This is a genomic window from Lysobacter sp. TAB13 (assembly GCF_052113885.1).
Taxonomy (GTDB): Bacteria; Pseudomonadota; Gammaproteobacteria; order Xanthomonadales; family Xanthomonadaceae; genus Lysobacter; species Lysobacter gummosus.
On sequence record NZ_JBFRDR010000010.1, the window covers coordinates 177934 to 203137 of the forward strand.

At 67.2% G+C, this 25204-nt stretch carries 26 protein-coding genes; 7 read left to right on the forward strand and 19 right to left on the reverse strand.

From position 1 onward, the window contains the following. Positions 1 to 21 precede the first annotated feature (21 nt). Entirely contained in the window at positions 22 to 1986 is a 1965-nt protein-coding gene (locus AB4Y92_RS14070; RefSeq protein WP_441820226.1) for a M1 family metallopeptidase, read from the reverse strand. A 363-nt stretch (positions 1987 to 2349) separates the two neighbouring features. On the opposite strand from AB4Y92_RS14070, the gene AB4Y92_RS14075 reads away from it, so the two are divergent. After that, a complete protein-coding gene (locus AB4Y92_RS14075) occupies positions 2350 to 3093 on the forward strand; it encodes an SDR family NAD(P)-dependent oxidoreductase (RefSeq protein WP_441820227.1) in 744 nt (247 codons plus the stop codon). A 277-nt stretch (positions 3094 to 3370) separates the two neighbouring features. Here the strand turns inward: AB4Y92_RS14075 and ubiE are convergent, their stop codons facing one another. Continuing rightward, entirely contained in the window at positions 3371 to 4135 is a 765-nt protein-coding gene (ubiE, locus tag AB4Y92_RS14080; RefSeq protein WP_057944414.1) for a bifunctional demethylmenaquinone methyltransferase/2-methoxy-6-polyprenyl-1,4-benzoquinol methylase UbiE, read from the reverse strand. A gap of 228 nt (positions 4136 to 4363) precedes the next feature. On the opposite strand from ubiE, the gene AB4Y92_RS14085 reads away from it, so the two are divergent. Further along, positions 4364 to 4834, forward strand: a complete 471-nt coding sequence (locus tag AB4Y92_RS14085; protein WP_441820228.1) for a GNAT family N-acetyltransferase — start codon at positions 4364 to 4366, stop codon at positions 4832 to 4834. A gap of 115 nt (positions 4835 to 4949) precedes the next feature. Next, on the forward strand, positions 4950 to 5630 hold the full coding sequence (locus AB4Y92_RS14090) for a DUF2306 domain-containing protein (RefSeq protein WP_441820229.1): 681 nt from the start codon (positions 4950 to 4952) through the stop codon (positions 5628 to 5630). Here the strand turns inward: AB4Y92_RS14090 and AB4Y92_RS14095 are convergent. Continuing rightward, on the reverse strand, positions 5584 to 6693 hold the full coding sequence (locus AB4Y92_RS14095) for a helix-turn-helix domain-containing protein (RefSeq protein ID WP_441820230.1): 1110 nt from the start codon (positions 6691 to 6693) through the stop codon (positions 5584 to 5586). The two genes, AB4Y92_RS14090 and AB4Y92_RS14095, sit on opposite strands and share 47 nt — an antisense overlap. Before the next feature lie 108 nt (positions 6694 to 6801). Between AB4Y92_RS14095 and AB4Y92_RS14100 the strand changes: the two genes are divergently transcribed. After that, positions 6802 to 7257 (forward strand): nucleoside deaminase, encoded by a 456-nt coding sequence (locus tag AB4Y92_RS14100; protein ID WP_057944416.1) that lies wholly within the window; start codon positions 6802 to 6804, stop codon positions 7255 to 7257. A 169-nt stretch (positions 7258 to 7426) separates the two neighbouring features. After that, positions 7427 to 7873, forward strand: a complete 447-nt coding sequence (locus AB4Y92_RS14105; protein WP_222837529.1) for a GNAT family N-acetyltransferase — start codon at positions 7427 to 7429, stop codon at positions 7871 to 7873. A gap of 106 nt (positions 7874 to 7979) precedes the next feature. Here the strand turns inward: AB4Y92_RS14105 and AB4Y92_RS14110 are convergent, their stop codons facing one another. The 13 genes from AB4Y92_RS14110 to AB4Y92_RS14170 form a co-directional block, all read right to left on the reverse strand. After that, positions 7980 to 8438 (reverse strand): DUF2269 family protein, encoded by a 459-nt coding sequence (locus AB4Y92_RS14110; RefSeq protein WP_441820231.1) that lies wholly within the window; start codon positions 8436 to 8438, stop codon positions 7980 to 7982. Positions 8439 to 8460: 22 nt separating this feature from the next. Further along, complete coding sequence (locus AB4Y92_RS14115; RefSeq protein ID WP_441820232.1) at positions 8461 to 9795, reverse strand: SDR family oxidoreductase; 1335 nt, start codon at positions 9793 to 9795, stop codon at positions 8461 to 8463. A gap of 254 nt (positions 9796 to 10049) precedes the next feature. Then, positions 10050 to 11396 (reverse strand): ATP-dependent protease ATPase subunit HslU, encoded by a 1347-nt coding sequence (gene hslU / locus AB4Y92_RS14120; protein WP_441820259.1) that lies wholly within the window; start codon positions 11394 to 11396, stop codon positions 10050 to 10052. Positions 11397 to 11537: 141 nt separating this feature from the next. Beyond that, complete coding sequence (gene hslV / locus AB4Y92_RS14125) at positions 11538 to 12089, reverse strand: ATP-dependent protease subunit HslV (protein ID WP_057944420.1); 552 nt, start codon at positions 12087 to 12089, stop codon at positions 11538 to 11540. A gap of 141 nt (positions 12090 to 12230) precedes the next feature. Further along, complete coding sequence (xerC, locus tag AB4Y92_RS14130; protein WP_441820233.1) at positions 12231 to 13115, reverse strand: tyrosine recombinase XerC; 885 nt, start codon at positions 13113 to 13115, stop codon at positions 12231 to 12233. An 87-nt stretch (positions 13116 to 13202) separates the two neighbouring features. Then, a complete protein-coding gene (locus tag AB4Y92_RS14135; protein WP_057944422.1) occupies positions 13203 to 13895 on the reverse strand; it encodes a DUF484 family protein in 693 nt (230 codons plus the stop codon). Continuing rightward, positions 13883 to 14743, reverse strand: coding sequence for a diaminopimelate epimerase (gene dapF / locus AB4Y92_RS14140; protein ID WP_441820234.1), 861 nt, complete (start codon positions 14741 to 14743; stop codon positions 13883 to 13885). Before dapF ends, AB4Y92_RS14135 begins: the two co-directional genes overlap by 13 nt. Then, entirely contained in the window at positions 14736 to 15116 is a 381-nt protein-coding gene (gene lptM / locus AB4Y92_RS14145) for an LPS translocon maturation chaperone LptM (RefSeq protein ID WP_441820235.1), read from the reverse strand. The genes dapF and lptM overlap by 8 nt, the downstream gene beginning before the upstream one ends. A 91-nt stretch (positions 15117 to 15207) precedes the next feature. Further along, a complete protein-coding gene (locus AB4Y92_RS14150; RefSeq protein WP_441820236.1) occupies positions 15208 to 15687 on the reverse strand; it encodes a YbaN family protein in 480 nt (159 codons plus the stop codon). A 359-nt stretch (positions 15688 to 16046) separates the two neighbouring features. Beyond that, positions 16047 to 18197 (reverse strand): S9 family peptidase, encoded by a 2151-nt coding sequence (locus AB4Y92_RS14155; RefSeq protein WP_441820237.1) that lies wholly within the window; start codon positions 18195 to 18197, stop codon positions 16047 to 16049. 118 nt (positions 18198 to 18315) lie between these two features. Then, positions 18316 to 20433, reverse strand: coding sequence for a prolyl oligopeptidase family serine peptidase (locus AB4Y92_RS14160; protein ID WP_441820260.1), 2118 nt, complete (start codon positions 20431 to 20433; stop codon positions 18316 to 18318). A 212-nt stretch (positions 20434 to 20645) separates the two neighbouring features. After that, the gene (locus tag AB4Y92_RS14165) at positions 20646 to 20993 is read right to left on the reverse strand and encodes a hypothetical protein (protein ID WP_441820238.1); all 348 of its coding nucleotides are present in this window, start codon (positions 20991 to 20993) and stop codon (positions 20646 to 20648) included. Positions 20994 to 21074: 81 nt separating this feature from the next. Further along, the gene (locus tag AB4Y92_RS14170; protein ID WP_441820239.1) at positions 21075 to 21374 is read right to left on the reverse strand and encodes a hypothetical protein; all 300 of its coding nucleotides are present in this window, start codon (positions 21372 to 21374) and stop codon (positions 21075 to 21077) included. A 529-nt stretch (positions 21375 to 21903) separates the two neighbouring features. On the opposite strand from AB4Y92_RS14170, the gene AB4Y92_RS14175 reads away from it, so the two are divergent. Then, a complete protein-coding gene (locus AB4Y92_RS14175; protein ID WP_441820240.1) occupies positions 21904 to 22161 on the forward strand; it encodes a hypothetical protein in 258 nt (85 codons plus the stop codon). A gap of 196 nt (positions 22162 to 22357) precedes the next feature. On the opposite strand, the gene AB4Y92_RS14180 is transcribed toward AB4Y92_RS14175, so the two are convergent. Both AB4Y92_RS14180 and AB4Y92_RS14185 read right to left on the reverse strand, forming a co-directional pair. Continuing rightward, positions 22358 to 23296, reverse strand: a complete 939-nt coding sequence (locus AB4Y92_RS14180; protein ID WP_441820241.1) for a patatin-like phospholipase family protein — start codon at positions 23294 to 23296, stop codon at positions 22358 to 22360. Further along, positions 23296 to 24264, reverse strand: a complete 969-nt coding sequence (locus AB4Y92_RS14185; RefSeq protein WP_057944429.1) for a helix-turn-helix transcriptional regulator — start codon at positions 24262 to 24264, stop codon at positions 23296 to 23298. Before AB4Y92_RS14185 ends, AB4Y92_RS14180 begins: the two co-directional genes overlap by 1 nt. A gap of 89 nt (positions 24265 to 24353) precedes the next feature. Between AB4Y92_RS14185 and AB4Y92_RS14190 the strand changes: the two genes are divergently transcribed. After that, positions 24354 to 24938 (forward strand): hypothetical protein, encoded by a 585-nt coding sequence (locus AB4Y92_RS14190; protein WP_441820242.1) that lies wholly within the window; start codon positions 24354 to 24356, stop codon positions 24936 to 24938. A 54-nt stretch (positions 24939 to 24992) separates the two neighbouring features. On the opposite strand, the gene AB4Y92_RS14195 is transcribed toward AB4Y92_RS14190, so the two are convergent. Beyond that, complete coding sequence (locus AB4Y92_RS14195; protein WP_441820243.1) at positions 24993 to 25196, reverse strand: hypothetical protein; 204 nt, start codon at positions 25194 to 25196, stop codon at positions 24993 to 24995. Between the last annotated feature and the right edge of the window lie 8 nt (positions 25197 to 25204).

The following is a 25204-nucleotide window of genomic DNA, read 5'->3' on the forward strand; positions in this document are numbered from 1 at the left end:
CGTGCGCTCCGGGCGACCGGGTTACTGCGCGCCGGTCGCGGCGGGGTTCTTGGCCTTGGCGATGACCGCCTCGACCGAACCGGTGGTGATCGGGTGATAGCCCGGTTTGGCCTTGGCGAAAGTGTCCTCGGCCAGCTTCAGACCTTCCGGCGTTTTCACCAGTTCACCGTAGGTCGGCATGATCAGCTTGCGCCGGCCGATGGTGGACAGGAACGCGGCGATGGCTTCGTCGGCCTGGTGATAGCCGCTGCGCACCGCCAGCGGATACCAGCGCTGGGCGATCTCGCCGTTGGGCGTACCGGTGAACTTGTACGCGCCGTCCAGCGCCTTGAGCTGATCGACGCTGAGTTTTTCTGGCATGCCCTCGATGAAGTGCACCCACTCCTGCGTGCTCCACTTCGCGGTCAGCGCCTTGTCCGGCAGCGTGCCGGCGTCGATCCAGGCCTTGCGCGCGGCATCGACCGCGTCGAAGCGCGGCGACACCGTGGCCGGCGCCGACTTCGGAACGCCGGGCGCGTAGATCCATTCGTCCAGTTCGGCCTCGCTGACCTTGCCGGGATGTTTCGCGAGCAGGTTGGCCTTGGCGTAATCGACGAACTGCGCGGTGGAGATGCTCTGGAAGGCGAAGTGGTCGAAGTAGCCGCGCAGGAACGGATCGAACACGTCGCGGCCGTAGCGCTGTTCCAGGAACTGCAGGAACCACGCGCCCTTGGTGTAGACGGTCGCGCTGCTGGCGTCGTCGGGGTCCTTGAGCGTGCCCGGCTTCAGCGCCAGCGCCTGCAGCTTGGGATCGATGGTCTTGAACTCGGCGGCGAGTTCGTTGCGGCCGATCACGCTCTCCATGTCGGAGCGCTCCTTGCCGTACAGCGCTTCGATGATGCGGTTCTCGACGTAGCTGGTGAAGCCTTCGTTGAGCCAGGCGTCCTTGCTGCTGCTGAAGGTCACCAGATTGCCCGACCAGCTGTGCGCGAGTTCATGCGCGACCAGCGACACCAGCGACTTGTCGCCGACGATCACCGTCGGCGTGGCGAAGGTCAGGCGCGGATTCTCCATGCCGCCGTAGGGGAACGACGGCGGCAGCACCAGGATGTCGTAACGCTCCCAGCGGTAGGGGCCGTACAACTGCTCGGTGGTTTCCATCATCTTTTCGGTGTCGGCGAATTCGCTCGCGGCTTTCTTCGCCATCGCCGGCTCCGCCCACACGCCGCTGCGGTTGGAGATCGGCTGGAACACCAGATCGCCGGCCGCGATCGCGAGCAGGTAGGAGGGAATCTTCTGCGGCATCTTGAAGCTGTAATCGCCGTCGCGCGCGGCCTTGGGATCGTTGTCGGCGCTCATCAGCACCATCGCGTCCTTCGGCCCGGTGATGTGCGCGGTGTAGGTGAAGCGCACCGCCGGCGTGTCCTGCAGCGGCACCCACGAACGCGCGTGGATCTGCTGCGACTGGCTGAACATGAAGGGCGTCTTCTTGCCCTGCGTCATCGACGGCTCCAGCCATTGCAGGCCGGACGCGGCGGGCGAGGTGGCGTAGCTGACGCGGATGCGCTTGTTGCGTTCCGGCGACTGGATCGTGAGCTTGCTGCCCAGGGTCTTGTCGGGCGTGGCCAGGGCGAAGGTGAGATCGCTCCACTTGCCGTCGCTGCGCTCGCCGAGGACTTTCTCGATCTTCAGATCGCGGGTGTCCAGAACAAGTTCGGTAGCCTTCGGATCGGTCCAGTCCAGGGTGTAGGTGGCGCTGCCGGTCAGGGTCTTGGAGGCGAAATCCACCGCCAGCTGCAGGGCCAGATCGTCGATGCGCACCAGGTCGGGCTGGGCGTAGGAATGTTCGTCGCGGTTGGCCGCGGCTACGGCGGTGTCGCTCACTTTGGCCTCCGGCGTCGCGGCGGGTTTGGCGGTGTCGGCGGCGGGCGTGGCGGCATCGCGCGAGCAACCGGCGGCGGCGGTCAGGGCCGCGACGAGACAGACGGTGAGAATCGAAGAACGCATGGGACGAACCACGGCAGCGGTGAAGTCCCGAGTGTAGCGCCTCGCTTCGCGGCGGGGCTTGTGCATGTTGGCAGGTTGCTGGGGGCGCGGGTTGCGGCTACGACTGTCGCTGAAGCCCCGAGGTCTTTTGTGGGAGGGGCTTCAGCCCTGATGCTTTTCGATCCGGCGCGGCGATTTGATCGAAAGGCATCGGGGCTGAAGCCCCTCCCACAAAAGGCCTCCTACAAAAGACCTTCCACAAAGATCCTCGCAACCTCACCGAATCCGCCCCGGCGATACGCATCGTCCTATCCACCCGGGCTACGCAACGCCGCGCGATCGCGATACCTTGCCCGCTTACTTCCATAATTCGGAACTTTAGACATGTCGCTTCCCCTCGCAGGAAAAGTAGCTTTGGTCACCGGCGGCAGCCGCGGCATCGGCGCGGCGATCGCGCGGCGCCTGGGCGCCGACGGCGCCGACGTGGTGCTCACCTACGCCCACGCCGCCGATCAGGCCCAGGCCGTGGCCGCGCAGATCCAGGCCGGCGGGCGCCGCGCGCTGGCGGTGGCCGCCGACAGCGCCGATCCGCAGGCGGTGATCGCGGCGGTGGAACGCACGGTCACCGAGTTCGGCCGCCTCGACATCGTGGTCAACAACGCCGGCGTGTTCGCCTACGGCCCGTTCGAGGAGGAAACCGCGGAGAACTACGAGCGGGTGATGGCGATCCACGTGCGCGCGCCGTTCGTGGCGGCGCAGGCGGCGTCGAAGCATCTGCCGCGCGGCGGACGCATCATCACCATCGGCAGCTGCCTGGGCGAACGCGTCGGCGCGCCGGGCATGGCCTTGTACTCGCTGAGCAAGGCGGCGGTGGTCGGCCTGAGCAAGGGCCTGGCGCAGGACCTGGGCAAGCGCGGCATCACCGTCAACACGGTCCAGCCCGGCCCGATCGACACCGACATGAATCCGGCCGACGGCGAAGGCGCCGATCATCAGCGCGCGGGTCTGCCGCTGGGCGAGTTCGGCAAGGCCGAGGACATCGCCGCGGCGGTGGCGTATCTGGCCGGGCCGGGGGCTGCGTTCGTCACCGGTACGCAGCTTTCGGTGGATGGCGGTTTCTCGGCTTGAGCCATAGCGGAGGCGGCGACCGGATGCCGGTGGCTTCAACCGCGACGTCGCGAAAGTCGCTGGATCTCCGCGTTCGCGGGGATGACGGCTTGAAAGATTCGGGGCGGCGCAAGACCGCGTGCTTGGTCGCCGGCAATGTGCGCATAGCCGCCGTGTCGCGATAACTCCCGGCTTCGCGGGTAAGGCGCGGCAAAGCTGCGAAGCCGCCAAATAAAAACGCCGGGGCTGACCCCGGCGTTTCATTCCCGCAGCACGATGCGCGCCTACGCTGGCGGCATCAGACCTTGTAGCCGGTATGGATCGCGCAGATCCCCGCGCTGAGATTCTTGTAATCCACCCGCGCGAAACCGGCCTCGCTCATCATCCGCTTGAGCTCGTCCTGCGGCGGATGCTTGCGGATGCTCTCGGCCAGATAGCGGTAGCTCTCGCTGTCGCCGGCGAACAACTTGCCCAGGCGCGGCAGCACGTTGAAGGAGTGGAAGTCGTAGATCGGCTTGAACCACTCGGCCTTCACTTCGGAAAACTCCAGCACCCGCGCCTGGCCGCCGACCTTGAGCACGCGCAGCATCTCGCGCAGCGCCGCGTCCTTGTCGGTGACGTTGCGCAGGCCGAAGGCGATGGTGACCAGATCGAAGCTGGCGTCGGGGAACGGCAGCGACTCGGCGTTGCACTGCACGTACTCGAAGCCCGACACCTGGCCGCGGTCGGTCATGCGGTCGCGGCCGACGCGCAGCATGTCGTGATTGATGTCGCCCAGCACGATCACCCCGCGCTCGCCGACCCGGTCGCGCAGCAGCGCTGCGATGTCGCCGGTGCCGCCGGCCAGATCGAGCACGCGGTCGCCGCGGCGGACCTGCGCGGTGGCGGTGAAATAGCGCTTCCAGACCCGATGGATGCCCATGCTCATCAGGTCGTTCATCAGGTCGTAGTTGCCTGCGACCGAGGAGAACACCTCGCCGACCAGCTTGCGCTTTTGTTCGCGCGGCACGTCGCGGAAGCCGAAATGGGTGGTGTCGTCGGATTTGGGGGTGGATTCGCTCATCCGCGGATTATCGCACGGCCCACCGGCGGCGGGCTTTTGTGGGAGGCGGCTTCAGCCCCGAGGCCTTTCGGATTGGCTTTTGTGGGAGGGAGCTTCAGCCCCGATGCTTTCCGCTCCGGCGCGGCGAACCTGACCGAAAAGCATCGGGGCTAAAGCTCCCTCCCACAGAAGCCACAGCCCCTTCCCACAAAAGCCATGCCCCCTGTCCAGCGGTGGCATCATGGCCGCATGACCGCGAACGTGACCTGGCAGGCCAAGGCCTACGCCGATCTGAGCCTGGACGAACTCTACGAGCTGCTGCGCCTGCGCTCGCAGGTGTTCGTGATCGAGCAGAACTGCGTTTACCTGGACCCGGACGACAAAGACCGCCACCCCGAGGCCGTGCACCTGTGCGGCCGCGACGCCGACGGCCGCCTCGTCGCCTACCTGCGCATCCTGCCGGCCGGGCTGAGCTATCCGCAGGTCAGCTTCGGCCGGGTGCTCACCGCCGCCTCGCATCGCGGCCTGGGCCTGGGCGGGCCGATGCTGGAAGCGGCCCTGATCGAAATCGAACGGCGCTGGCCCGGCGCCGACATCCAGATCGGCGCGCAGTCGCATCTGCAGGCCTACTACGGCCGCTACGGCTTCCAGCCGTCGTCCGAGCCCTATGTCGAAGACGGCATCCCGCATATCGACCTGCTGCGGCGCGGGCGCGGCTGAAGCCGGCCCGGCGACGCCGGTTCCGCCCCTGGGAAGGTACGAATCCGCCGATTCGGACGACCCGCACCCTCGCCACGACCACGCTGGAGCCTCCTGAATCCCTCGGAGGTGCGGCATGCGGCAGGGCGCGGTGTGGTTGCGGCGGGCGGCGGCGCTGGTCTTCGGCCTGGGCTGTCTGGCGGTGGCGGTCTACGCCTTTACGTTCTTCTCGCGCGAGACCAGCCTGCGCAATCCCTTCGACGCGCGCTTCGTCGTCTCCGGCTGGGACGTGCCCGGGCATATCTTCGGCGCCGGCATGGCCTTGCTGCTGGCGCCGCTGCAATTGCTGGACGGCGTGCGCCGGCGCTGGCCGCGGCTGCACCGGCTGAGCGGCGGCGTGTACGCGGGCGCCATCTTGATCGCCGCGATCTCGGCGCTGTCGTTGTCGCGTCACTCCCAGGGCGGCGCGGCCAGCGGTTCGGCGTTCGCGTTGCTGGCGGTGATCTGGGTCGGCTGCACGGCCATGGGCATCGGCTACGCCATCCGCCGCGACTTCGCCAATCACCGGCGCTGGATGCTGCGCAGCGTGGCCTTGACCGCCTCGGCGGTGACGCTGCGGATCATGCTCGGCGTCGGCGCGGCGGCGATGCATTGGCCGTTCGTGCCGGTCTACATCGCCGCGGCCTGGAGCTGCTGGACCGTGAACCTGGCGGTGTGCGAGCTGATACTGCGCTGGCCGTCGATCCGCGCGCGCCGCGCCGCGCGGGCGCTCAACCGTCCGCGTTCGCGCGATGCTGGCGATAAGCGCTGGGCGTGAGCCCCAGCTGGCGCTTGAACGCGGCGTTGAAGGTCGATTTGGATGTGTAGCCGCAGGCAAAGGCGATGTCGAGGATGGTGCGCGTGTCGCCGGCATCGGCCAGGCAGGCGCGCGCGGCTTCGACGCGCTGGCGATTGATGTAATCCCAGAAATGGCCCTCGAAGCGGCGGTTGATGACCTCCGACACCAGGTATTCCGGGTAACCGCTGCGCTTGGCGAGTTGGCCGATGGTCAACGCGGGCTCGCGGTACAACTGCTCCTGGGTCATCAACAGCGACAGCCGCGCTTCGACCGCGGGGAAACGCGGGTCGTCGGCGCCCAGCGATTCGGGCTTGGCCTGAGCCGCCGGTTCGGTCGCGGGCTGCGCGGCCACCGCGACCTGTTTCAGGCTCAGGTAACCGACCACGAAGACCCAGCCCACCACCGCGCCGTAGATCAGCGGGTAATCGATCCAGGGAATGCGCGCGAGCCACTGCGCGAGCGCGATGCACCAGATCACGATCTGCCAGACCGCCATCGCATCGATCCAGCGCAAGGACATGCGGTCGGCATCCGAGCGCCGCTGCAGCAGCCCGCGGCGATAGCGGCGCACGCGCACCAAGCCGGCGAACACGTAGCTCAGGCTGTAGGCGAACAGCATCACGTCCAGCCAGGGCCGCCCCGGCCATTGGCCACCGGCGCGCAGATACTCGAAGAAAGCGCGATCGCGCGCCGCGTCCTGCGCGAACACGCCGGCATTGACCGCCAGCGCGAAGACGAAGCCGGCCAGATGAATGCCATCGCGACGGTTCCACCCGCGCGCTTCGGTCAGCGCGCGCACGTACAGATAGAACGCGCTGCCATAGAGAAACGGAAACAGGCCGACCAGCCGGTACGCCTTCAGCAGTTCCGGCGCCGGTCCGTGGAAATACACCGCCTTGACCGCCAGATCGACGCCGATCAGCGCGACCCAGACCGCCAGTACCCGGTTGGCCTGGGTATTGACCGGCCGTCGCCACAAGGCCAGCGCCAACAGCGCCGCCTGGCCGACTCCGATCGCGAATACGAGGCTCCAGAAGATCATGCAGCGCGAATCTGCGAGGTGGCGGCCGATGCGCCTAGTATGCCGCCGCGCCTGTCGACCGCGCCGGGCCGGCGCGCCACACTGAGCGCCTGACATCAGGAGTTCCGCATGATCGCCACCCCCGACTATCGCGCCCTGCTCGCCACCGCCGTCGCCGAAGCCCGCCAGGGCCTGGCCGAAGGCGGCATCCCGATCGGCGCGGCGCTGTACCACAACGACGGCCGCCTGCTCGGCTGCGGCCACAACCGCCGCATCCAGGAAGGCGACCCGTCGGTGCACGGCGAAACCGACGCCTTCCGCAAGGCCGGCCGCCAGCGCCGCTACCGCGACACGATCATGGTCACCACGCTGGCGCCGTGCTGGTACTGCAGCGGCCTGGTGCGCCAGTTCAACATCGGCACCGTGGTGGTCGGCGAGTCGGTCAACTTCAGCGGCGGCGTGGACTGGCTGCGCGAGAGCGGCGTCAACGTGATCGATCTGGCCGATCAGGAATGCATCGAGCTGCTCGGCGGCTACATCGCGGCCAATCCGGATGTCTGGAACGAGGACATCGGCGAGGATTGATCGGTGCCGGCCGGCGTCCGCATTCGCCGCCAACCCGCCCGGCCGCCCGGCCGCCGCGTGTCGGCGAAGCTGTGACGGCCGCCGCGCGGCGAAGCGGCGGCCGCTGTGCAAGCGCTCGCGCGCGGGTGCAGAATTCTTGCCGATGCGCGCGCCGTCGCTCCCGCCCCCGTTGATTCGTCCCTATCTGCTCAGCGACTGGCCGCGCCTGTGCGAAATCCACGACCGCGCGCGCCTGGACGAACTGCGGCTCAGCGCCGACGTCGCCGCATTCCGCAGCCTGGCGCGCACCGCGCACAGCGAGGGCCTGTTTCTGGACCGGCTGGATGTCGCCGAGATCGACGGCATCGTGCAAGGCTTCGTCGCTTATCGGCGCAGTTCCTTGAACTGGCTGTACGTGCACCCCGACGGCTATCGGCGCGGCATCGGCCGCAGCCTGCTGCGTCATGCGATCGCGTTTTCCGGCCCGCTGTTCCGCACCCAGGCCCTGGACGGCAACGAGCCGGCGCTGAGTCTGTATCGCTCGGAAGGTTTCGTCGAAATCGAACGCCGGCCCGGGCGGCTGGCCGACAGCGATGAGTTTCCGACGATGGGGGTGATTCTGGAGCGGCGGCGGTGAGCGCTGCGGGTTGGATGGGGTGATGGCATTCGCGACGGGGCGAATGGAGGGAGAGGATTTGGGGCTTGGGGCTTGGGGATTTGGGGCTTGGGCGGAGGCGGCAGAGCTACATCGCTCCGGTTGGTTTCACCACCATCAGCCAGAAAATCACCATCACGCTGGAAAACGCCGGCCATCCCAGCCAGAACCACCAGCGCATGGTGCGGTGATACGCGGCCGGCAAGGGCTCGCCCGCGGCCGCGGCCTGCGCCGCCAATCGCCGCGCGCGCGCCTGCAGCCACAGCACCGGCAGCCAGCACGCGCCGACCACGAAGAACAACAGCAGCGCGGTCTTGAGCCAGAACACCGAGGCCGGAACGCCCAGGTGCAGCATTAGCCACACGCCGGTGGCGAACTGCACGATCACCGCCGGCGCGGTGAAACAGGCGTCGGCGATCACCACCGTGCGCGCGGTTTCGGCGATGACTTTCGGATCGCCGCGCTTGTGCGCGATCCAGAAGAAGAACGCGATGCCCAGGCCCGTGCCGAACAGCAGGGTCGAGGACAGGATGTGAATCCACTTCACCCACAGATAATCCATCGCCGCCTTATCTCCGATCCGCCAACACCCAGGCCACCGCGAGCGCGGGCAGCACCACCAGATTCTTCGCCAGTCCGCCCAGCGGGTCCAGCCATTGCGCCGGCAGCAGCACACCGAACGCGAGCGTGTAGGCCAGCACGCTGAGGCCCATCAAGCCGAGCATCCAGCGCACGCGCCAACCGAACAACAAGCCCAGCGCGAGCGCCGTGTCCAGACCCGCGGTGGCGCGCGCGAGTAACACCGGCTGCAGCGATACCATCGGCGAATGCGCGGCCATCGCTTCGATCGTCGCCGCCGGCGTGAGCCAGCCGGCGACGGCGGAGATCAGCCACAGCGCGACGATCGCCAGACGCAGCGTCGGCGCGAGGAAATACAGCTGCGCCTGCCAGCGATCCTGCACCTGGCTCGGCGTCGCCGCGAGCGCCTGGGTCAGATCGCGCGTCGCGTAACCGAAGTCGGCCTGCAGGCGCGCGTGCGCGTCCGGCGCGGTCACGTTGCCGCGGCGGAGCATGCGCCACATGGTTTCGCCCACCGGGCCGCGGCCCAGGCGTTCGCTGATCGCGACCTGCAGGCTCACCAGCGCTTCGGGAAACGCCACCGCGCCGCTGCCGTCGATGCGCAGCCAACGCCGCCACGCCAGTTGATACTCGCGCAGCGACATCGGCCGCGGGCTGCCGATCTGATAGATGCCGGTCTGCTCGCCCCCCGCCGCGCGCGCGGCGATTTCGCCCAGGTCCTCCGCCGCGACCGGCTGCAACGGCCAGCGGCCGTCGCCGGGCAGCAGATGACGGCCGGGAAACGCCGCCAGCGCGCGCAGCAGCGAGGTGCCGCCGTACGAGCCCGACGCGGCGTAGACCACCGACGGGCGCAGCACGACCGCCCGCAATGGTAGCGCCAGCAGCGCGTCGTCGAAGCGGTGCTTGCTGGCGATGAAGCCGCCGTCGGCGGGTTCGCCCAGGGCCGAGATCTGCACGAACCGTTGCACGCCGGTGTCGAGGCAGGCCTGCGCCAGCGCCAGCGGGCCGTCGATGTGGATGGTCTGGAAAGTTTGTTCGCCGCTCTCGCGCAGGATGCCGGCTACGTTGATCACCGCGTCCACGCCGCGCAGGGTGTCGTGCCAGTCCTGCGGCGCGGTCATGCGCGCCAGATCGGCCACGCGCTGGTCTGCACGCAACTCGCGGCCGCTGTCGCGCACGCCGCGCAGGATGCGCCAGCCGTGGCGTTGCAGGCCGGCGATGAGGTAACCGGCGAGGAAGCCGTTGGCGCCGATGACCAGCGCGGTGCGTGCCGCGGGGCTGTCGGTGCGCGCGTCGGTCCGCGGCGCGAGAGCGGTGTCGTCCATGGGGCGACAAGGTAGCAGAGGGGATGGGGGATGGCGCGGCAACTATGCTCCCTCCCGCCTGTCCGAAGAGTTCCCTCTCCCGCTTGCGGGAGAGGGCTAGGGTGAGGGGAGCTTTTGCTTTTCGGAATGCAAGAAAGCAAAGCGGCTCGCGCCTGCGACGCTCGCTCCCCTCACCCCAACCCCTCTCCCGCAAGCGGGAGAGGGGCTCTAGTAGCGCTCTCGTTTGTAATAGTTCGCGGCAAAAGCGCGAGCGATTACAGAATGTACCGACTCAAATCCGGATCCTGCACCAACTCGCCCAGATGCTGATCGACATACGCGCGATCGATCGTTACCGCCTGCCCATCGCGATCGGGCGCTTCATAGCTCAAGGTATCGAGCAGACGCTCCAGCACCGTATGCAACCGCCGCGCACCGATGTTTTCCTGGCGCTCGTTGACCTGCGCTGCGATCTCGGCCAACCGCTCCACCGCATCGGCGGTAAAGGTGAGATTCACGCCCTCGGTCTTGAGCAGTTCGACGTACTGCGTCGTCAACGCCGCCTTCGGCTCGGTCAGGATGCGGACGAAATCGTCCTTGCTCAGCGCGGTGAGTTCCACGCGGATCGGGAAACGGCCCTGCAGCTCCGGAATCAGATCGCTGGGCTTGGCCAAATGGAACGCGCCCGAAGCGATGAACAGGATGTGGTCGGTCTTCACCGCGCCGTACTTGGTGCTGACGGTCGAACCTTCCACCAGAGGCAGCAGATCGCGCTGCACGCCTTCGCGGCTGACATCGCCGCCGCTCATGCCCGATTCGCCGCGCTTGGCAACCTTGTCGATCTCGTCGATAAAGACGATGCCGTGCTGTTCGCAAGCCTCGATCGCGGCCTGACGGATCTCGTCTTCGTTGACCAGCTTGGCCGCTTCTTCCTCGATCAACTGCGGACGCGCGGCCTTGATCGACAAATGCTTCTTGTTGGTCTTGCCGCCGGACACCTGCGAGAACATCTGCCGCAGCTGCTGGCCCATTTCTTCCATGCCCGGCGGCGCCATGATGTCGACGCCGACGTTCACCGCGGTTTCGATCTCGATCTCGCGCTCGTCCAGCTCGCCGCTGCGCAGTTGCTTGCGCAGCTTGGCGCGGGTGTCGTTGTCGGGCGCGCTGAGGTCGGCGGCGGGGGTTTCCGAGCCGAAGCCGAAACCGCCGGGCACGCGCTTGGGCAGCAGCGCGTCGAGGATGCGGTCCTCGGCGCGGTCTTCGGCCTGGGTGCGCACGCGGATCTTGGCTTGCTCGCGATACAGCTTGACCGCGGTGTCGGCCAGATCGCGCACGATCTGCTCCACGTCCTTGCCGACGTAGCCGACCTCGGTGAAGCGGGTGGCTTCGACCTTGACGAACGGTGCGTTGGCCAAGGTCGCCAGACGCCGCGCGATCTCGGTCTTGCCCACGCCGGTCGGGCCGATCATGAGGATGTTCTTGGGCATGACTTCGTTACGCAGATCGTCGTCGAGCTGCATGCGGCGCCAGCGGTTGCGCAGCGCGATGGCGACCGCGCGCTTGGCGGCGTGCTGGCCGACGATGTGTCGATCCAGCTCCTGCACGATTTCGCGCGGGGTCATGGTGGCGTGGCTGTTGTCGGGTTTCATGGCTTTTCGGGAATGGGGAATTGAGAATCGGGAATCGAAAGAGCACGAGCCGTCGGCGGAGACGGGAAGAAATCGCGCTTGCGATTCCCGATTCCCGATTCTCCATTCCCGGCTTTAAAGCTCCTCCACCACGACATTGCGATTGGTATAGATGCACACATCGCCGGCGATGCCGATCGATTCGGTGGCGATGGTGCGCGCGTCCAGCTGGGTGTGGGCGATCAGCGCGCGCGCCGCGGACAAGGCGTACATGCCGCCGGAGCCGATGGCGATGATGCCGTCTTCCGGTTCGATGACATCGCCGGTGCCGCTGATGATCAAGGACGTTTCCTTATCGGCCACCGCGAGCAGCGCTTCGAGTTTTCCCAGGCGCCGTTCGGTGCGCCAGTCTTTGGCCAACTCGACCGCGGCGCGGGTCAACTGGCCGTGCTTTTCCAGCTTGGCTTCGAACAATTCGAACAGGGTGAACGCGTCGGCGGCGGCGCCGGCGAAACCGGCCAGGACCTGGCCGTCGCGGCCCAGGCGCCGCACTTTGCGCGCGTTGGATTTCATGACCGTGTGACCCAGCGTCACCTGGCCGTCGCCGGCCACGGCGACGCGCCCGTCGCGGCGTACCGAGACGATGGTCGTTGCGTGAAACACATTGGGATTCTGACTCGGGTCCATTGCGACCTCCAGGATGCTGTAACCCTGGATGGGGTCGCCGGAACGCTTGTCAAGGGCCCCGTTGGGGCCGGGAACGAGTTAAGAGGAGTGAGGAACGAGTAAGAGCCGACGCCGCCCCACTCTTTCCTCACTCCTCTCAACTCACTCCTGCTTCTTCCGCTTGGCGCGCGGATGCGCCGCGTCGTACACCTTCGCCAGATGCTGGAAATCCAGGTGCGTGTAGATCTGGGTGGTGGCGATGTCGGCGTGCCCGAGCAGTTCCTGCACGCCGCGCAGATCGCCGGAGGATTCCAGGATGTGGCTGGCGAAGGAATGCCGCAGCAGATGCGGGTGCACGCGCTTGAACAAGCCCTGGCGCTGGGCCAGCTGGCGGATGCGCAACTGCACCGCGCGCGGCGTGATCGGCCCGCCGCCGCGGCCGGGAAACACTTGCGCGTCGTTACCGGCGCCGGTGGACGCACGCCATTGCGCCAGCGCCTGGCGCGCATGCGAGCCCAGCGGCACGATGCGTTGCTTGCTGCCCTTGCCCAGCACCGTCACCAGCGCGTCGTCGAGATCCAGATCGCGCCAGCGCAGCGCGCACAGCTCGCTCAGGCGGATGCCGGAGGAATAGAACAATTCCAGCAAGGCGCGATCGCGCAGGCCCAGCGGCGCGTCGGTCGGCACTTCGACCAGCGCCTTGGCTTCGTCGGGATCGAGCACCTGCGGTAGTTTGCGCGGCGCTTTGGGCGCGCGGATCGGCGCGGCCGGGCTGGCCGGCAACGCGCCCTGCTTGACCTGCCAAGCGTAGAAGCTGCGGCAGGCCGACAAGCGCCGTTGCAGGCTCTTGGCGGTGAGCCCGCGCCGGTGTTCGGCGGCGATGAACGCGCGCACGTCCTCGACCTGCAAGGCGAGCACATCGCCGCGGCCGTAGTGTTCGCACCATTGCGTCAACGCGCCCAGATCGCGCTGGTAGGCGTCCAGCGTATGCGCGGACATGCGCTTTTCCACGCGCAGATGGTCGAGGAAGTCGGCGACGGCGCTCATGTCAGGCGATCCTACGCGCTTCGAACGCGGGCGGCATGCGTCCGCGCGAACCCGCTGCGCGCGCAAGCGTCGCGCGGCGGCGACGGGTCAGTCGTAACGCCGCAACGCCACCGCCAGCGACTCGCCCATCATGCGCAGGAACAAGGTGCCCATGCCGGGGAAGAAACGGTTGGCGTCGCGGCTGCCGACCGCGATCAGGCCGGTGCCGGGCAGCGCCAGCAAAGCGGTGGATTGCACGTCGCCGGCGCGCTCGCCGTACAGCACGGCGTGTTTTTCCGGCTGCAGGCGGCCGCACAGCGGTTCGCCGTCGTTGAGCACGTCGCGGAACGGTTGCAGGCGCGGGTCGGTTTCTTCGATGACCTGCAGCCATTCGCTGTCGGCCAGGGTATCGTAGCGGCGGAACACGATCAGCCGGACCAGATCGCCGTTGAAATCCTCCGCCAGGCTCGCGGCCATCGCGCGCAATGTGTCGGCGGCGTTGGTCTGGCGCATCAGCGCCAAAGTCAGCTGGTGGGTGCGCACGGCCAGGCGCTCGTTTTCCTGCGCGTTGCCGAACAATTCGTGCAGGCGCCGCGACAGTTCGCGGTTCTTGTCGCGCAGCACTTCCAGCTGGTAGCTCGCCAGCGAGGCGGCCGAGCCTTCCTCGCGCGGCACCACCAGGCTCATCGACAGGTCGGGGAACTGCTGCAGGAAGCGCGGATGGCGGCGCAGCCATGCGGCGATTTCGTGCGCGCCGGGCTCGGCCGGCTTGTCGCCGGATCTGTCGCTCATCGGTTCCATTCTCCTTCGAATACGAATGCGGTCGGCCCGGACATCGACAAGGTGCTGTCGTCATCGGGCCAGACGATGCGCAACTCGCCGCCGGGCAATTGCACGGCGACCTCGCGCTGGATGCGGCCGCGCTGCATCAGCACCGCCGCGGCGGCGCAGGCGCCGCTGCCGCAGGCCAGGGTTTCGCCGACGCCGCGCTCGTACACGCGCAGGCGGATGCGGTCGGGCGCGATGACTTGCGCGAAACCGACGTTGGCCGATTCGGGAAACTCCGCGCTGGATTGCAGCATCGGGCCGATGGTTTCCACCGGCGCGGCATCGACGTCGTCCACTTCGATCACCGCGTGCGGATTGCCCATCGATACCGCGCCGAAACCGATCACGGTGTCGTGGACGTCGAGGACGTACTGGTCCTGGCGGGTCGAATAGCCGTGCAGCGGGATGCGCGCGGGATCGAACTCAGGCCGGCCCATGTCGATGCGGTAGCGGCCCTCGCCGAGCGGCCACACCGCATGGCGTCCGGCCGGGCTGTCCACCGCGAAGCTGCCCTCGCCGGCGGCGCCGTCGCGGACCAGCCAGGCGGCGATGCAGCGCGCGCCGTTGCCGCATTGCTGCGAGGCCGAGCCGTCGGAATTCCAGATCCGGTAGGAGGCGACCGCGCCGTCGCTGAGCGGGTCTTCGATGGTGAGGATCTGATCGCAGCCCACGCCGAGGTGGCGGTCGGCGAAGTGGCGGCACAGCGCGGCGTCGGGTTGCGGCTGGCCGCCGCGCAGATCCAGCACGACGAAGTCGTTGCCGGCGCCGTGCATCTTGCTGAAACGCTGCGGCGCGGCCGCGGCGATCGCGGACTCAGCCATCGCCCTGGCCGCCGGAGGAGGCGGGAGTGGGCTCGACCGGCGGATCGGCCGGCGTTTGTCCGTCCTTGCCGTCCTGGGTCTTCTTGTCCTTGCCCTCGGCGTCCTTGGTCCCGGCCGGGGGCAGCACCGACTGCAGCGGCGGCGCCGGCAGCGTGGACTTCTTGGCCGTGTTCGGATCGGTGGCGACCGGCGGGTCGTTGGCGTTGGAGATGGTCACCGGCACTTCGCCGGGCTTGGCGCGCGGCGCCTGCTGCGGCGCGGGCTGGGTCGGCAGGACCAGCGGGCCCTTGTTGCCGCAAGCGCTCAGGACCAGGGTCAGTGCGCTCGCGATCAGCGCGGTCGAAATCGGGGACGTGGCATGGCGTGCATTCATGGGCCGAAGTGTAGCCCGCGAGGCCGGCCGAAACGAACCCGGCCGGCGCGGTCGGGCGCGCGGCGAGGTTGCGCCGGTTCAGGCTGAGCGCTCAGCCGCGCGGCGGTTCCGGCCGGCGCCACAGCCAGATCGCGACCGCGGTCATGATCGCGATGCCGCTCGCCCACATCCACCACTTGGGCGAGGTCAGGATCATGATCGCCGCGCACACCGCCATCATCGACACTGCCAGGCGCTTGGCCCGGCGGCTGACCGCGCCGTGCGCCTGCCAGTCGCGGATCATCGGCCCGAACTGGCGGTGCGCAAGCAGGCGCGCGTGCAGGCGCTCGGAGCCGCGCGCGGCGGCGAACGCCGACAGCAGCACGAACGGCACCGTCGGCAGCCCCGGCACGACGATACCGACGATGCCCAGGCCCAGGCTGGTGTAGGCCAGCAGCCACCAGGCCCAGCGGAAGCGGCTTTGGGCTTGCGGGCGCGTGGGTTCGGGGGCCGGCGCGGCGGAGGGCGCGGCGTCGGTGCGCTCGGCGTCCTGCCCGGGCTGGGGGTCGGCGGAGGTGGGCGGAACGGGCATGCCGGGAGTATGCGGCTGGGCGCAGTTGTTGTCGGGGGTGCGGGAGAGATGGCGGGGATCGCGGGGGTTTCAAGCGGGGTGTTGAAGGTGGGGCTGCGCGGCGATTTGAGCGAAGAGCATCGGGGCTGAAGCCCCTCCCACAAGAGCCGCGAAAGCATCGGGGCTAAAGCCCCTCCCACAAGAGCGGCCGTGGCTCCGATGATTTTTGTGGGAGGGGCTTCAGCCCCGATGCTTTTCGCTCAGCGACTACGCAGCTTCCACAACACACGCCCCCCCAACCCCAGCGCCGAAAACAACGAACCCGGCATACGCCGGGTTCGTCTGACCATTACACCGGCCCGAAGGCCGCGGCGCGGCGCTTACTTGATCGAAATATCCGCGCTGACCTGCATCTGATCGATCATGAAGGCATACATCTCCGACTGTTCGCGGTACTTGCGGAAGCGGCCGGACTTGCCGCCGTGGCCGGCGTCCATGTTGGTGCGGAACAACACCGGCTGCGCGCCGGTGTCCAGGTCGCGCAGACGCGCCACGTACTTGGCCGGCTCCCAGTACTGCACCTGCGAATCCCACAGGCCGGTGCCGACGAACATCGCCGGATACGCCTGCTTCTTCAAGTTGTCGTAGGGCGAATAAGTGAGCATGTAGTCGTAGTAATCCTTCTTCTCCGGATTACCCCATTCGTCGTACTCGTTCGTGGTCAGCGGAATGCTGGCGTCGAGCATGGTGGTCACCACGTCCACGAACGGCACCTGCGACAACACCACGCGGTATTTGTCCGGCGCCATGTTGCTGATCGCGCCCATCAACAGGCCGCCGGCGCTGCCGCCGTACGCGGCGACGCGGTCGGGCGCGGCGTAGCCGGCCTTGACCAGGTCTTCGGTGACGTCGATGAAGTCGGTGAAGGTGTTCTTCTTGTGGAACAGCTTGCCGTCGTCGTACCACTTGCGGCCCATTTCCTGGCCGCCGCGGATGTGGGCGATGGCATAGACCATGCCGCGATCGAGCAGGCTGACGATGGTGCTGTTGAAGCCCGGGTCCATCGACAGGCCGTAGCTGCCGTAGGCGTACTGCAGCATCGCCGCCTTGCCGTTCTTCTCGAAGCCCTTCTTGTACACCAGCGACACCGGCACTTTGACGCCGTCGCGCGCGGTCGCCCAGAAGCGCTCGGTCACGTACTTGTCCGCGTCGAAGCCGATCACCGGCTGGCGCTTGAGCAGCTTGCGCTCGCCGGTCTTCGTATTGAGCTCGTAGGTGGTCGCCGGCGTGGTCAGCGAGGTGTAGGTGTAGCGCAGCCACGGCGTGTCGTGTTCGGAATTGGTGGACAGGCCCATCGAGAACGCCGGCTCATCGGCCTTGACGAACTCTTCCTTGCCGTCCTTGCCGATCAGGCGCAGGCGTTCGAGCGCGTTGGAGCGTTCGGCCACCGCGGTGAAGCCGTCGAACAGTTCGAAGCCTTCGATGAACACGTCGTCGCGGTGGGCGATCCAGTCCTTCCACTCCTTGCGCGACTGCGAACCGTCCGGCGCGGTGACCAGCTTGAAGTTCGGCGCCGGCTTGCCGTCGGCGCCGGGGGCGTTGGTGCGGATCACCCAGCGGCCGTCGAGACGGTCGGCGTCGTATTCGACATCGCGCTCGCGCGGCGCCAGCACCACGAACTGCTTCGGATCGGCGGCCGGCGCGCAACGGGTTTCGCTCGACACCGTGCTGTGCACGCTGATGCACAGGTAGGCGTCGTCGCGGGTGCGGCCGATGCCCATGTAGAAGCTGTCGTCCTTTTCCTCGTAGACCAGCGTGTCGCTGGCCGCCGGCGTGCCGAGCACGTGCTTCTTGACCCGCACGGTCAGCAGCGTTTCCGGATCGTTCTCGACGTAGAACAGGGTCTTGTTGTCGTCGGCCCATACCAGGTCGGTGGAGGCGTTATCGATGACCTCCGGATAGATCTCGCCGGTCGCCAGATTCTTGAAACGGATCTTGTACTGACGGCGGCCGACGGCGTCGTCGGCCCAGGCCAGGATGGTGTTGTCCTGGGTCAGTTCCATGCCGCCGACGTTGAAGTAATCCTTGCCCTTGGCCATGGCGTTGACGTCGAGCAGGATCTGCTCGGCCTCCTCCATGCTGCCCTTGCGGCGCGCGTGGATCGGATAGTCCTGGCCGGTTTCGAAGCGGGTGTAGTACCAGTAGCCGCGCTCGCGGTACGGCACCGAGCTGTCGTCCTGCTTGATGCGGCCGACGATCTCGTCGTACAGCTTGTCTTCCAGCGGCTTGAGCGGCTTCATGAACGCGTCGGCGTAGGCGTTCTCGGCGTTGAGGTACGCCAGCATCTGCGGGTTCTTGCGCTTGTCGTCGCGCAACCAGTAGTACTCGTCGCTGCGCTGGGCGCCGTGCGGCGCCTTGACTTCATGCGGCTTCTTGGCGGCGTCGGGCGGCGTGGGCAGGCCGGCGGCGGAGACGGAGAGGGTCGTGGTCATCAGGAGCGTGGCCGCTAACGTGAATAGAGTCGGTTTCATATAGGGTCCGATTACGTGATACGCAATGGCGTGGCCCGCGACAGCGGGGCCGCAACGCGCCAACGGGCGCCCGAAGGCGCCCGTTGGATGGCCGATCCGTGCGAGCCGGCCGCGCCGGTCACTTCGCCAGTTGTTCCCACAGGAAGGTGTAGGCCAGGGCGTTCATGTGCGCCTGCTGGGCGTTGTTGGCCGCGCCGCCGTGGCCGCCTTCGACGTTTTCGTAGTAGGTCACGTTCTTGCCGGCGTCGAGCATCTTCGCCGCCATCTTGCGCGCATGGCCCGGATGGACGCGGTCGTCCTTGGTCGAGGTCATGAAGATCACCGGCGGGTATTCGCGCTTGGCGTCGAACAGGTGGTACGGCGAGAAGGTCTTGATGAACGACCAGTCGGCGGTGTCCGGATTGCCGTATTCGGCCATCCACGAAGCGCCGGCCAGCAAGTGGTTGTAGCGCTTCATGTCGAGCAGCGGCACCTGCACCACCACCGCGCCGAACAGCTCCGGGTACTGGGTCAGCATGTTGCCGGTGAGCAGGCCGCCGTTGCTGCCGCCCTGCACGCCCAGGTGCGGGGTGCTGGTGATCTTGCGCGCGATCAGGTCGCGGCCGACCGCGGCGAAATCCTCATAGGCCTTGTGGCGATTGGCCTTGAGCGCGGCCTGGTGCCAGCGCGGACCGTACTCGCCGCCGCCGCGGATGTTGGCGACCGCGTACACGCCGCCCTTCTCCAGCCAGCCCTTGCCGATGCCGCCGGAATAGGCCGGGGTCAGCGAGATTTCGAAACCACCGTAGCCGTACAGCAGCGTCGGCGCCTTGCCGTCGAACTTCAGATCCTTCGGCCGCACCACGAAATACGGCACGCGGGTGCCGTCTTCGCTCTTGGCGAAGTGTTGCTCGATCGTGTCCTTGGAGGAATCGAAGAAGGTCGGATTGGTCTTGAGCGTCTGCGGCGGCTTGCCGATGTCGGCCAGCGCCAGCGTGGTCGGGGTGACGTAGTCCGACGCGCTCAGCCACACCGCGTCGCTGTCGTCGCTGTCCACCGCGCCCACCGACACCGTGCCGAACGCCGGCGCGCCGACGAAGGCGCTGCGCGTCCATTCGCCCGCGCCGGCATCGGCCGGCGGCGTCAGCACGCTGAGCTTGTACTTGACGTCGTCGAGCACGTTGACGACCAGGTGATGGCGCGTCCACACCGCGCTCGCCAGCGAAGTGGTGTCGGTCGGCGCGAACAAGGTGGTGAAGCCGCGCTTGCCCTTGAGGAAGTCGTCGAACTTGATCGCGATCAGGCTGCCGGAGGCGTACTTCTTGCCGCCGGCTTCATACGCGTCGCGCAGCTCGGCGATCAGCCATTCGCGGTGAACGTACTTGTTGGCCGAGTTGGGCAGATCGATCTTTGTCAGCTTGCCGTCCTGGCCGCGCAGGTACAGCTCATCGTTGTAGAACGCCAGCGCGCGCTGGACGAAATCGCGCTCGAAGCCCTCGGTCGGGTCGTGCCAGGCCGCCACCGACATGTCGCTGTCCTTGCCCTCGTACACCGGCGTGGCCTCGGCCATCGGCGTGCCGCGCTTCCACAGGCGCACGGTGCGCGCGTAGCCCGAGGTCGTCATCGTGCCCTTGCCGAAATCGGTGGCGACGTAGACGTGGTCGCGATCGATCCAGCTCAGGTTGCCCTTGGCTTCGGGACGGAAGAAGCCGTCCTTGATCCAGGTCTTGCTGGTGAGGTCGAACTCGCGGGTAACGTCGGCGTCGGAGCCGCCGCGCGACAGCGCGATCAGGCAGCGCTGATATTCAGGCCGCAGGCATTCGGCGCCGTGCCAGACCCATTGCTCGTTTTCCTGCGCGTTGAGCGCGTCCAGGTCGATCACCGTCTCCCACTTGGGCTGGTCCTTGCGGTACTCCTCCAGCGTGGTGCGGCGCCACAGACCGCGCTGATGCTGCGCGTCCTTCCAGAAGTTGTAGTAGTAGGCGCCGATCTTCTCCACGCCGGGGATCTTGGCGTTGGAATCCAGGATGGCGAGGATGCTGCTTTCGAGCTGCTTGAACTGCGGCGTCGCCGCCAGCTGCGCTTCGGTCTTGGCGTTGCGGGCGTGGACCCAGTCCAGCGCGCGCTTGCCCTCGACGTCTTCGAGCCAGGCATAGGGATCGTCGGTCACGGGCGCCTCCTGGGCGTGTACGGCGCCGGAGGCCGAAGCCGCGGCCAGACCGGCCGCGAACAACAAGGACTGACAGGTCTGCGACATCGTGGGCATGGCTCATCCGGTGCAAAAGGAAGGCCGCCACGCTAGCACAGGGCGGGAGGGGCTCCGCCCTGTCCAAGGTCATGTAGGGAGTTGCCCGGTTTGGCGCGTTGCCCGCGCGCTGCCGCGGTGCCGCCGGGAGTGCGCCCGGCCGCCGCATTCGCGGCCGGCGCGCCGCCACATTCCGCACAGGCGGCGCGCCGGCGCCGTATCGATCAAGCCACCCGCGGCAGCGGCCACGCCGTGACCGCCGGGCGCAGGCGGCGGCGCGCCTGCACCGATCCGCGGCGGCGGCGGCGCAGCGCCGGTTCGGCCTGACTGGCCGGGTTCTGCCGCCACGACGGCAGCCGGAACCGATGCAGCGCCCACCACGCCAGCGCCGGCATCGCCACCAACCACAACGGCAGCCAGCCGATGACGGCATGACTGCCGCGCGCGCCGGGCAGCATCAGCACCAGCAGGCAGCCGATGGCGACCGCGTAACCGAGCGCGGTGTCCAGGTCGGCGTGGAGAGAGCCGGCCTCATCGGCGGCGGAACGGGCGGTGGGCGCGGTAGCGGTCATGACCTGACTCCGGAACGGTGCTTGAGGGGTGGGCTGTCGGGATTCCACCTTCCGGGGGCTGCGTCTCAGAGGCTGCGATGTTCAGGACCGTTGATCAGGATGGGGCTTGGGCGCTTGGTTGGCCATTGCGGTCGTAGCCGCCGCGGCGCGGCGGCTCGCGCGGTTGCGGTTGCGGTTGCGGTTGCGGATGCGGTTGCCGTTGCCGTTGCCGTTGCCGTTGCCGTTGCCGAGATTTTGCTTTGGCTTGGCTTGGCTTGGCTTGGCTTGGCTTTGCCATGCCCTGCTTCGGCTTCGGCTTTGCTTTTGTTGCTGTTGCTGTTGCCGTTGCTGGGCGCAGCTTGTAACTCGCGAGACCAGGGACACCCGGAGGGCGGCGCACATGGACGTGCGCCGGGTCCCACCTTGGGCAGGATGCCCAATGTGGGACCTGCCTGCGCAGGCATCGCACTCGTGGCTTTTGACTCGAAACAGCCTAAAGCCCTTTCTTTGGTTACTTTCTTTGTGGCTTTGGACAAAGAAAGTGACCCGCCGCTCTATGGCGGAAGCGTTTAGCGTTTGATCTTGATCTTGCTTGAGAGCTTCTGCCTTTTTGCTCGTCATTCCCGCGAAGGCGGGAATCCAGGGCCTTTCGTGCGAGAACGCTTGAAGTCGCTGGATTCCCGCCTTCGCGGGAATGACGAGCAAAAGAAGCCTCAAGCAAGAGCAAGAGCAAGAGCAAGAGCGGAAGCAAGATCAAACGCCTAAAGCTTCCGCCATGGAGCGGCGGGTCACTTTCTTTGTCCAAAGCGACAAAGAAAGTAACCAAAGAAAACGCTTTGGGCTGTTTCGAGTCAAAAGCCACGAGTGCGGTGCTTGCGCAGGCAGGTGCCACATTGGGCATCCTGCCCAAGGTGGCACCCGGCGCACGTCCATGTGCGCCGCCCTCCGGGTGTCCTTCGGTCTCGCGAGTTACAGGCGGCGCCCAGCAACGGCAACAGCAAAAACAAAAGCGAAGCCGAAGCCGAAGCCGAAGCCGAAGCACTTCAAAAGTAAAATCAAGCCAAAGCAAAATCTCGGCAACGGCAACGGCAACGGCAACGGCAACAGCAACAGCAACGGCAACAGCAACGGCAACCGCCACAGCAACTGCAACAACAACAGCCCCGGCAACGGCCACAGGCAGGCGTAGTGCAGCCGCAGCCGCAGCCGCAGCCGCAGCCGCAGCCGCAGCCGCAGCGCAAGCTTGCAACTTCAAGTGTCGTTTATCCGAAACAGCAACCGAAAGATGGAACCATCTTCCAAGAGCCCAACGGCCGCAAAAGCCGCACCCCAAGCGCGAATACCCACACGCCGAAAGCCAGATACCAAAGGCCCCGAACGCGCCCTCAGTACCCCGCCTTGTCCAAGGCCTTCTCCGCCTCTTCCCGCCCCAGCGCGATCAATTCCTTCGCCCGCCAGAACTCATAGAACTGACAGGCATCGCGCGGAATCCGAATCACCAGCTCCGGCGGGTCCAACGCCAACTGCACGCGCGCGATCTGCGCCTGCATCATGTCCAACGAACGCGCCATCAACTCGCTGAAACTCAACTCGTGCGGCGCTTCCTCGCCCGCAGCGTTGGCCTCGGGCTGATAGCTGCGGCGGAACCAGCGCGACAACAGCGACGGCGGCTTGATCGACGCCACCTGCAAGGCCTGCGCCTTGTCGGCGCCGTTGTGATGCGCCAGCCCGCCCGGCGGCTGGTCGGGCCAGCCGTGCATGTCCACCGCGATCAGGCGCTGCGCATCGGACAGGCGCGTGGCGGTGATCGGCAACGGCGCCAACAGGCCGCCATCGACCAGTTCGCGGCCGTGCAATTCGTAAGGCGTGAACACGCCGGGGATCGCGATCGAGGCGCGCACCGCGTCCCACAGGTCGCCTTCGCGCAGCCATACCTCGCGCTGGCGTACCAAATCGACTGCGACGGCGGTGAAATCCACTTCCAGGTCTTCGATGCGCGGCTCGCCGGCGAGTTCGCGCAGCGCGTGCATCAGCCGCTCGCCGCGGAACAGCGCCGGCTGGCCGAACACCGGATCGAGCAGCCGCAGCATGTCGGTGCGGCTCATGCTGTAGAGCCAGTCGCGATAGACGCCCATCTTGCCGGCGGCGAACAAGCCGCCGACCAGCGCGCCGCTGGAGGAACCGGCGATCGAGACGATGCGCAGCCCGCGCTCCTGCAGCGCTTCGATCACGCCGATCTGCGCCAGCCCGCGCGCGCCGCCCGCGCCCAGAACCAGCGCGACCGGTTCGCCGCTTTGAATGTGCGGGGCGTCGGCTCCGGCCATCAGTGACCGTAGTTGCTCAGCGCCAGTTCCAGCATCGACTTGGCCTGCTCGCGCAGCACCACCGGCTCGACGATTTCAGCATCGCTGCCGTAATGCATCACGTCCATCAACAACTCGCGCCCGGCGCTGTAGGGCACCTTGAGCTCATAGCGGCCGTCGGGCAGGAAACGGCCCTGTTGCTGCGAATGCCAATGCTCGTCGGCGACCCAGCGCGCGGCCTTGGCACTGAAGACGATGGTCGCCCAGCCCTTGGGCGCGCCGGAGAAAATGCCGTAGCTGGAAGCCAGGTGTTGATCGAGCTCTTCGTCGGCGACATCGCGGGCGATGGCCTCGCCGACCTTGGCCGCGCTGATCCGATCGACCGAGAAACTGCGCAGCGCGTCGCGCTCGTTGTCCCAGGCGTCGAGGTACCAGTTTTCGCGGTAATGGGTCAGCCGCTGCGGCGATACGCTGCGGCGCGTGCGCTCGTCGGTGGAACGGGCGCGGTATTCGAACGTGAGCTGCTTGCGGTCGAGCACCGCGGTGGCGACGCAGCGGAACGCGGTTTCGTCCAGGCGCCGGGTGCGGTGCGGAATAACCCGCACCCGCTCCACCGGCAGGCGGCGGCCGCCGGCGTGTTCGTCGAGAAGTTTTTCGATGCGCTGCTGCAACGGTGCGAGCGCGTTGGACAGCACCCCGCCGCCGCTGCGCATCAGCAACTGCTGCGCGGCCAGCAACGAGTGCAGCTCTTCCGAGCTCAGCCACAGGCCGGGCAGCTCGAAGCGGTCGCCTTCGCTGGTGTCGTAGCGGAACCCGGCCTCGCCGTTGCCGACCACCGGTGCCATCAGGTAGTCGCGCAGGTAGGCCAGATCCCGATAAACGGTCGCGCGCGAGCATTCCAGGTCTTCCTGGAGGCGCTGAACTGTGACCGGATACCTGGCCGCAGTGAGAATCCGGTGCAACGCGTGGATGCGTTCGATACGTTCCATGTCGGCGGGGTCTGGTCGAGGCGGTGGGGACACAACTAGCATGGCACCGGCCGCTGTCCGGCCGCCACCATCGAACTTAAGGATCCTACGTGATCAAGACCTCATTATCCGCAACACTGCCCCCCGCGGTGCTGCTGCTCGGCCTGTGCGCGTCCGGCCTGGCCTCGGCCGGCCCGAAAGAAGAGGTCGTCGCCGCGGTCGATAAATTCCTCGCCGCGAAGACCTACCACGCCAGCATGAGCATGGGCCCCGGCCCGGGCACCGAAACCGACTTCGTCGCTCCCGACCGCATCCGCATCAAGATGGGCGCGATGGGCGAGCAGATCATGATCGGCGACACCATGTACCTGACGATGCAGGGCAAGACCCGCAAGCAGGCCTCGCCCGGCGGCGGCGTGGCGGCCACGCGCAGCCGCGACAAGATCCTCGGCAATCAGCAGACCCTGAAGGTGACGGCGCTGGGCGCCGAGACCATCGGCGGGGTGGCCACCAAGAAGTACAAAGTCGAGAACAGCCAACCCAAGTCCTCCTCGACCTTCTGGGTCGCGGCCAACGGTTATCCGGTGCAGGCGGTGAACGTCGCCGAAGTGTCCGGCAAGACGTACACCTCGACATTGAAGTACTCGCGCTTCAACGATCCCAGTATCAAGATCGAAGCGCCGGCGGTGAAGTGACATTAGACACCTGCGCGGTCGCAGTGGCTGCGACCGCGCGGGGGTCCCACGCATTCAGCCGCCCACCCCGCGCATCGCTCCGGCCCACAGGTGCCAAAAGCACAAGGCCGCGGCACCTAACGCCGCGCATACAGCGGCGGCCGCGTACCAGCGATTGAATCCCGGACGGCGCGCGCGTTGTGCATAGCCGACCCAGGCCAGCAGCCCCGCCACCCAGATCGGTCCGCCGTAATAGGCGAACGCCAGCAAAAGCATCATGCGTTACC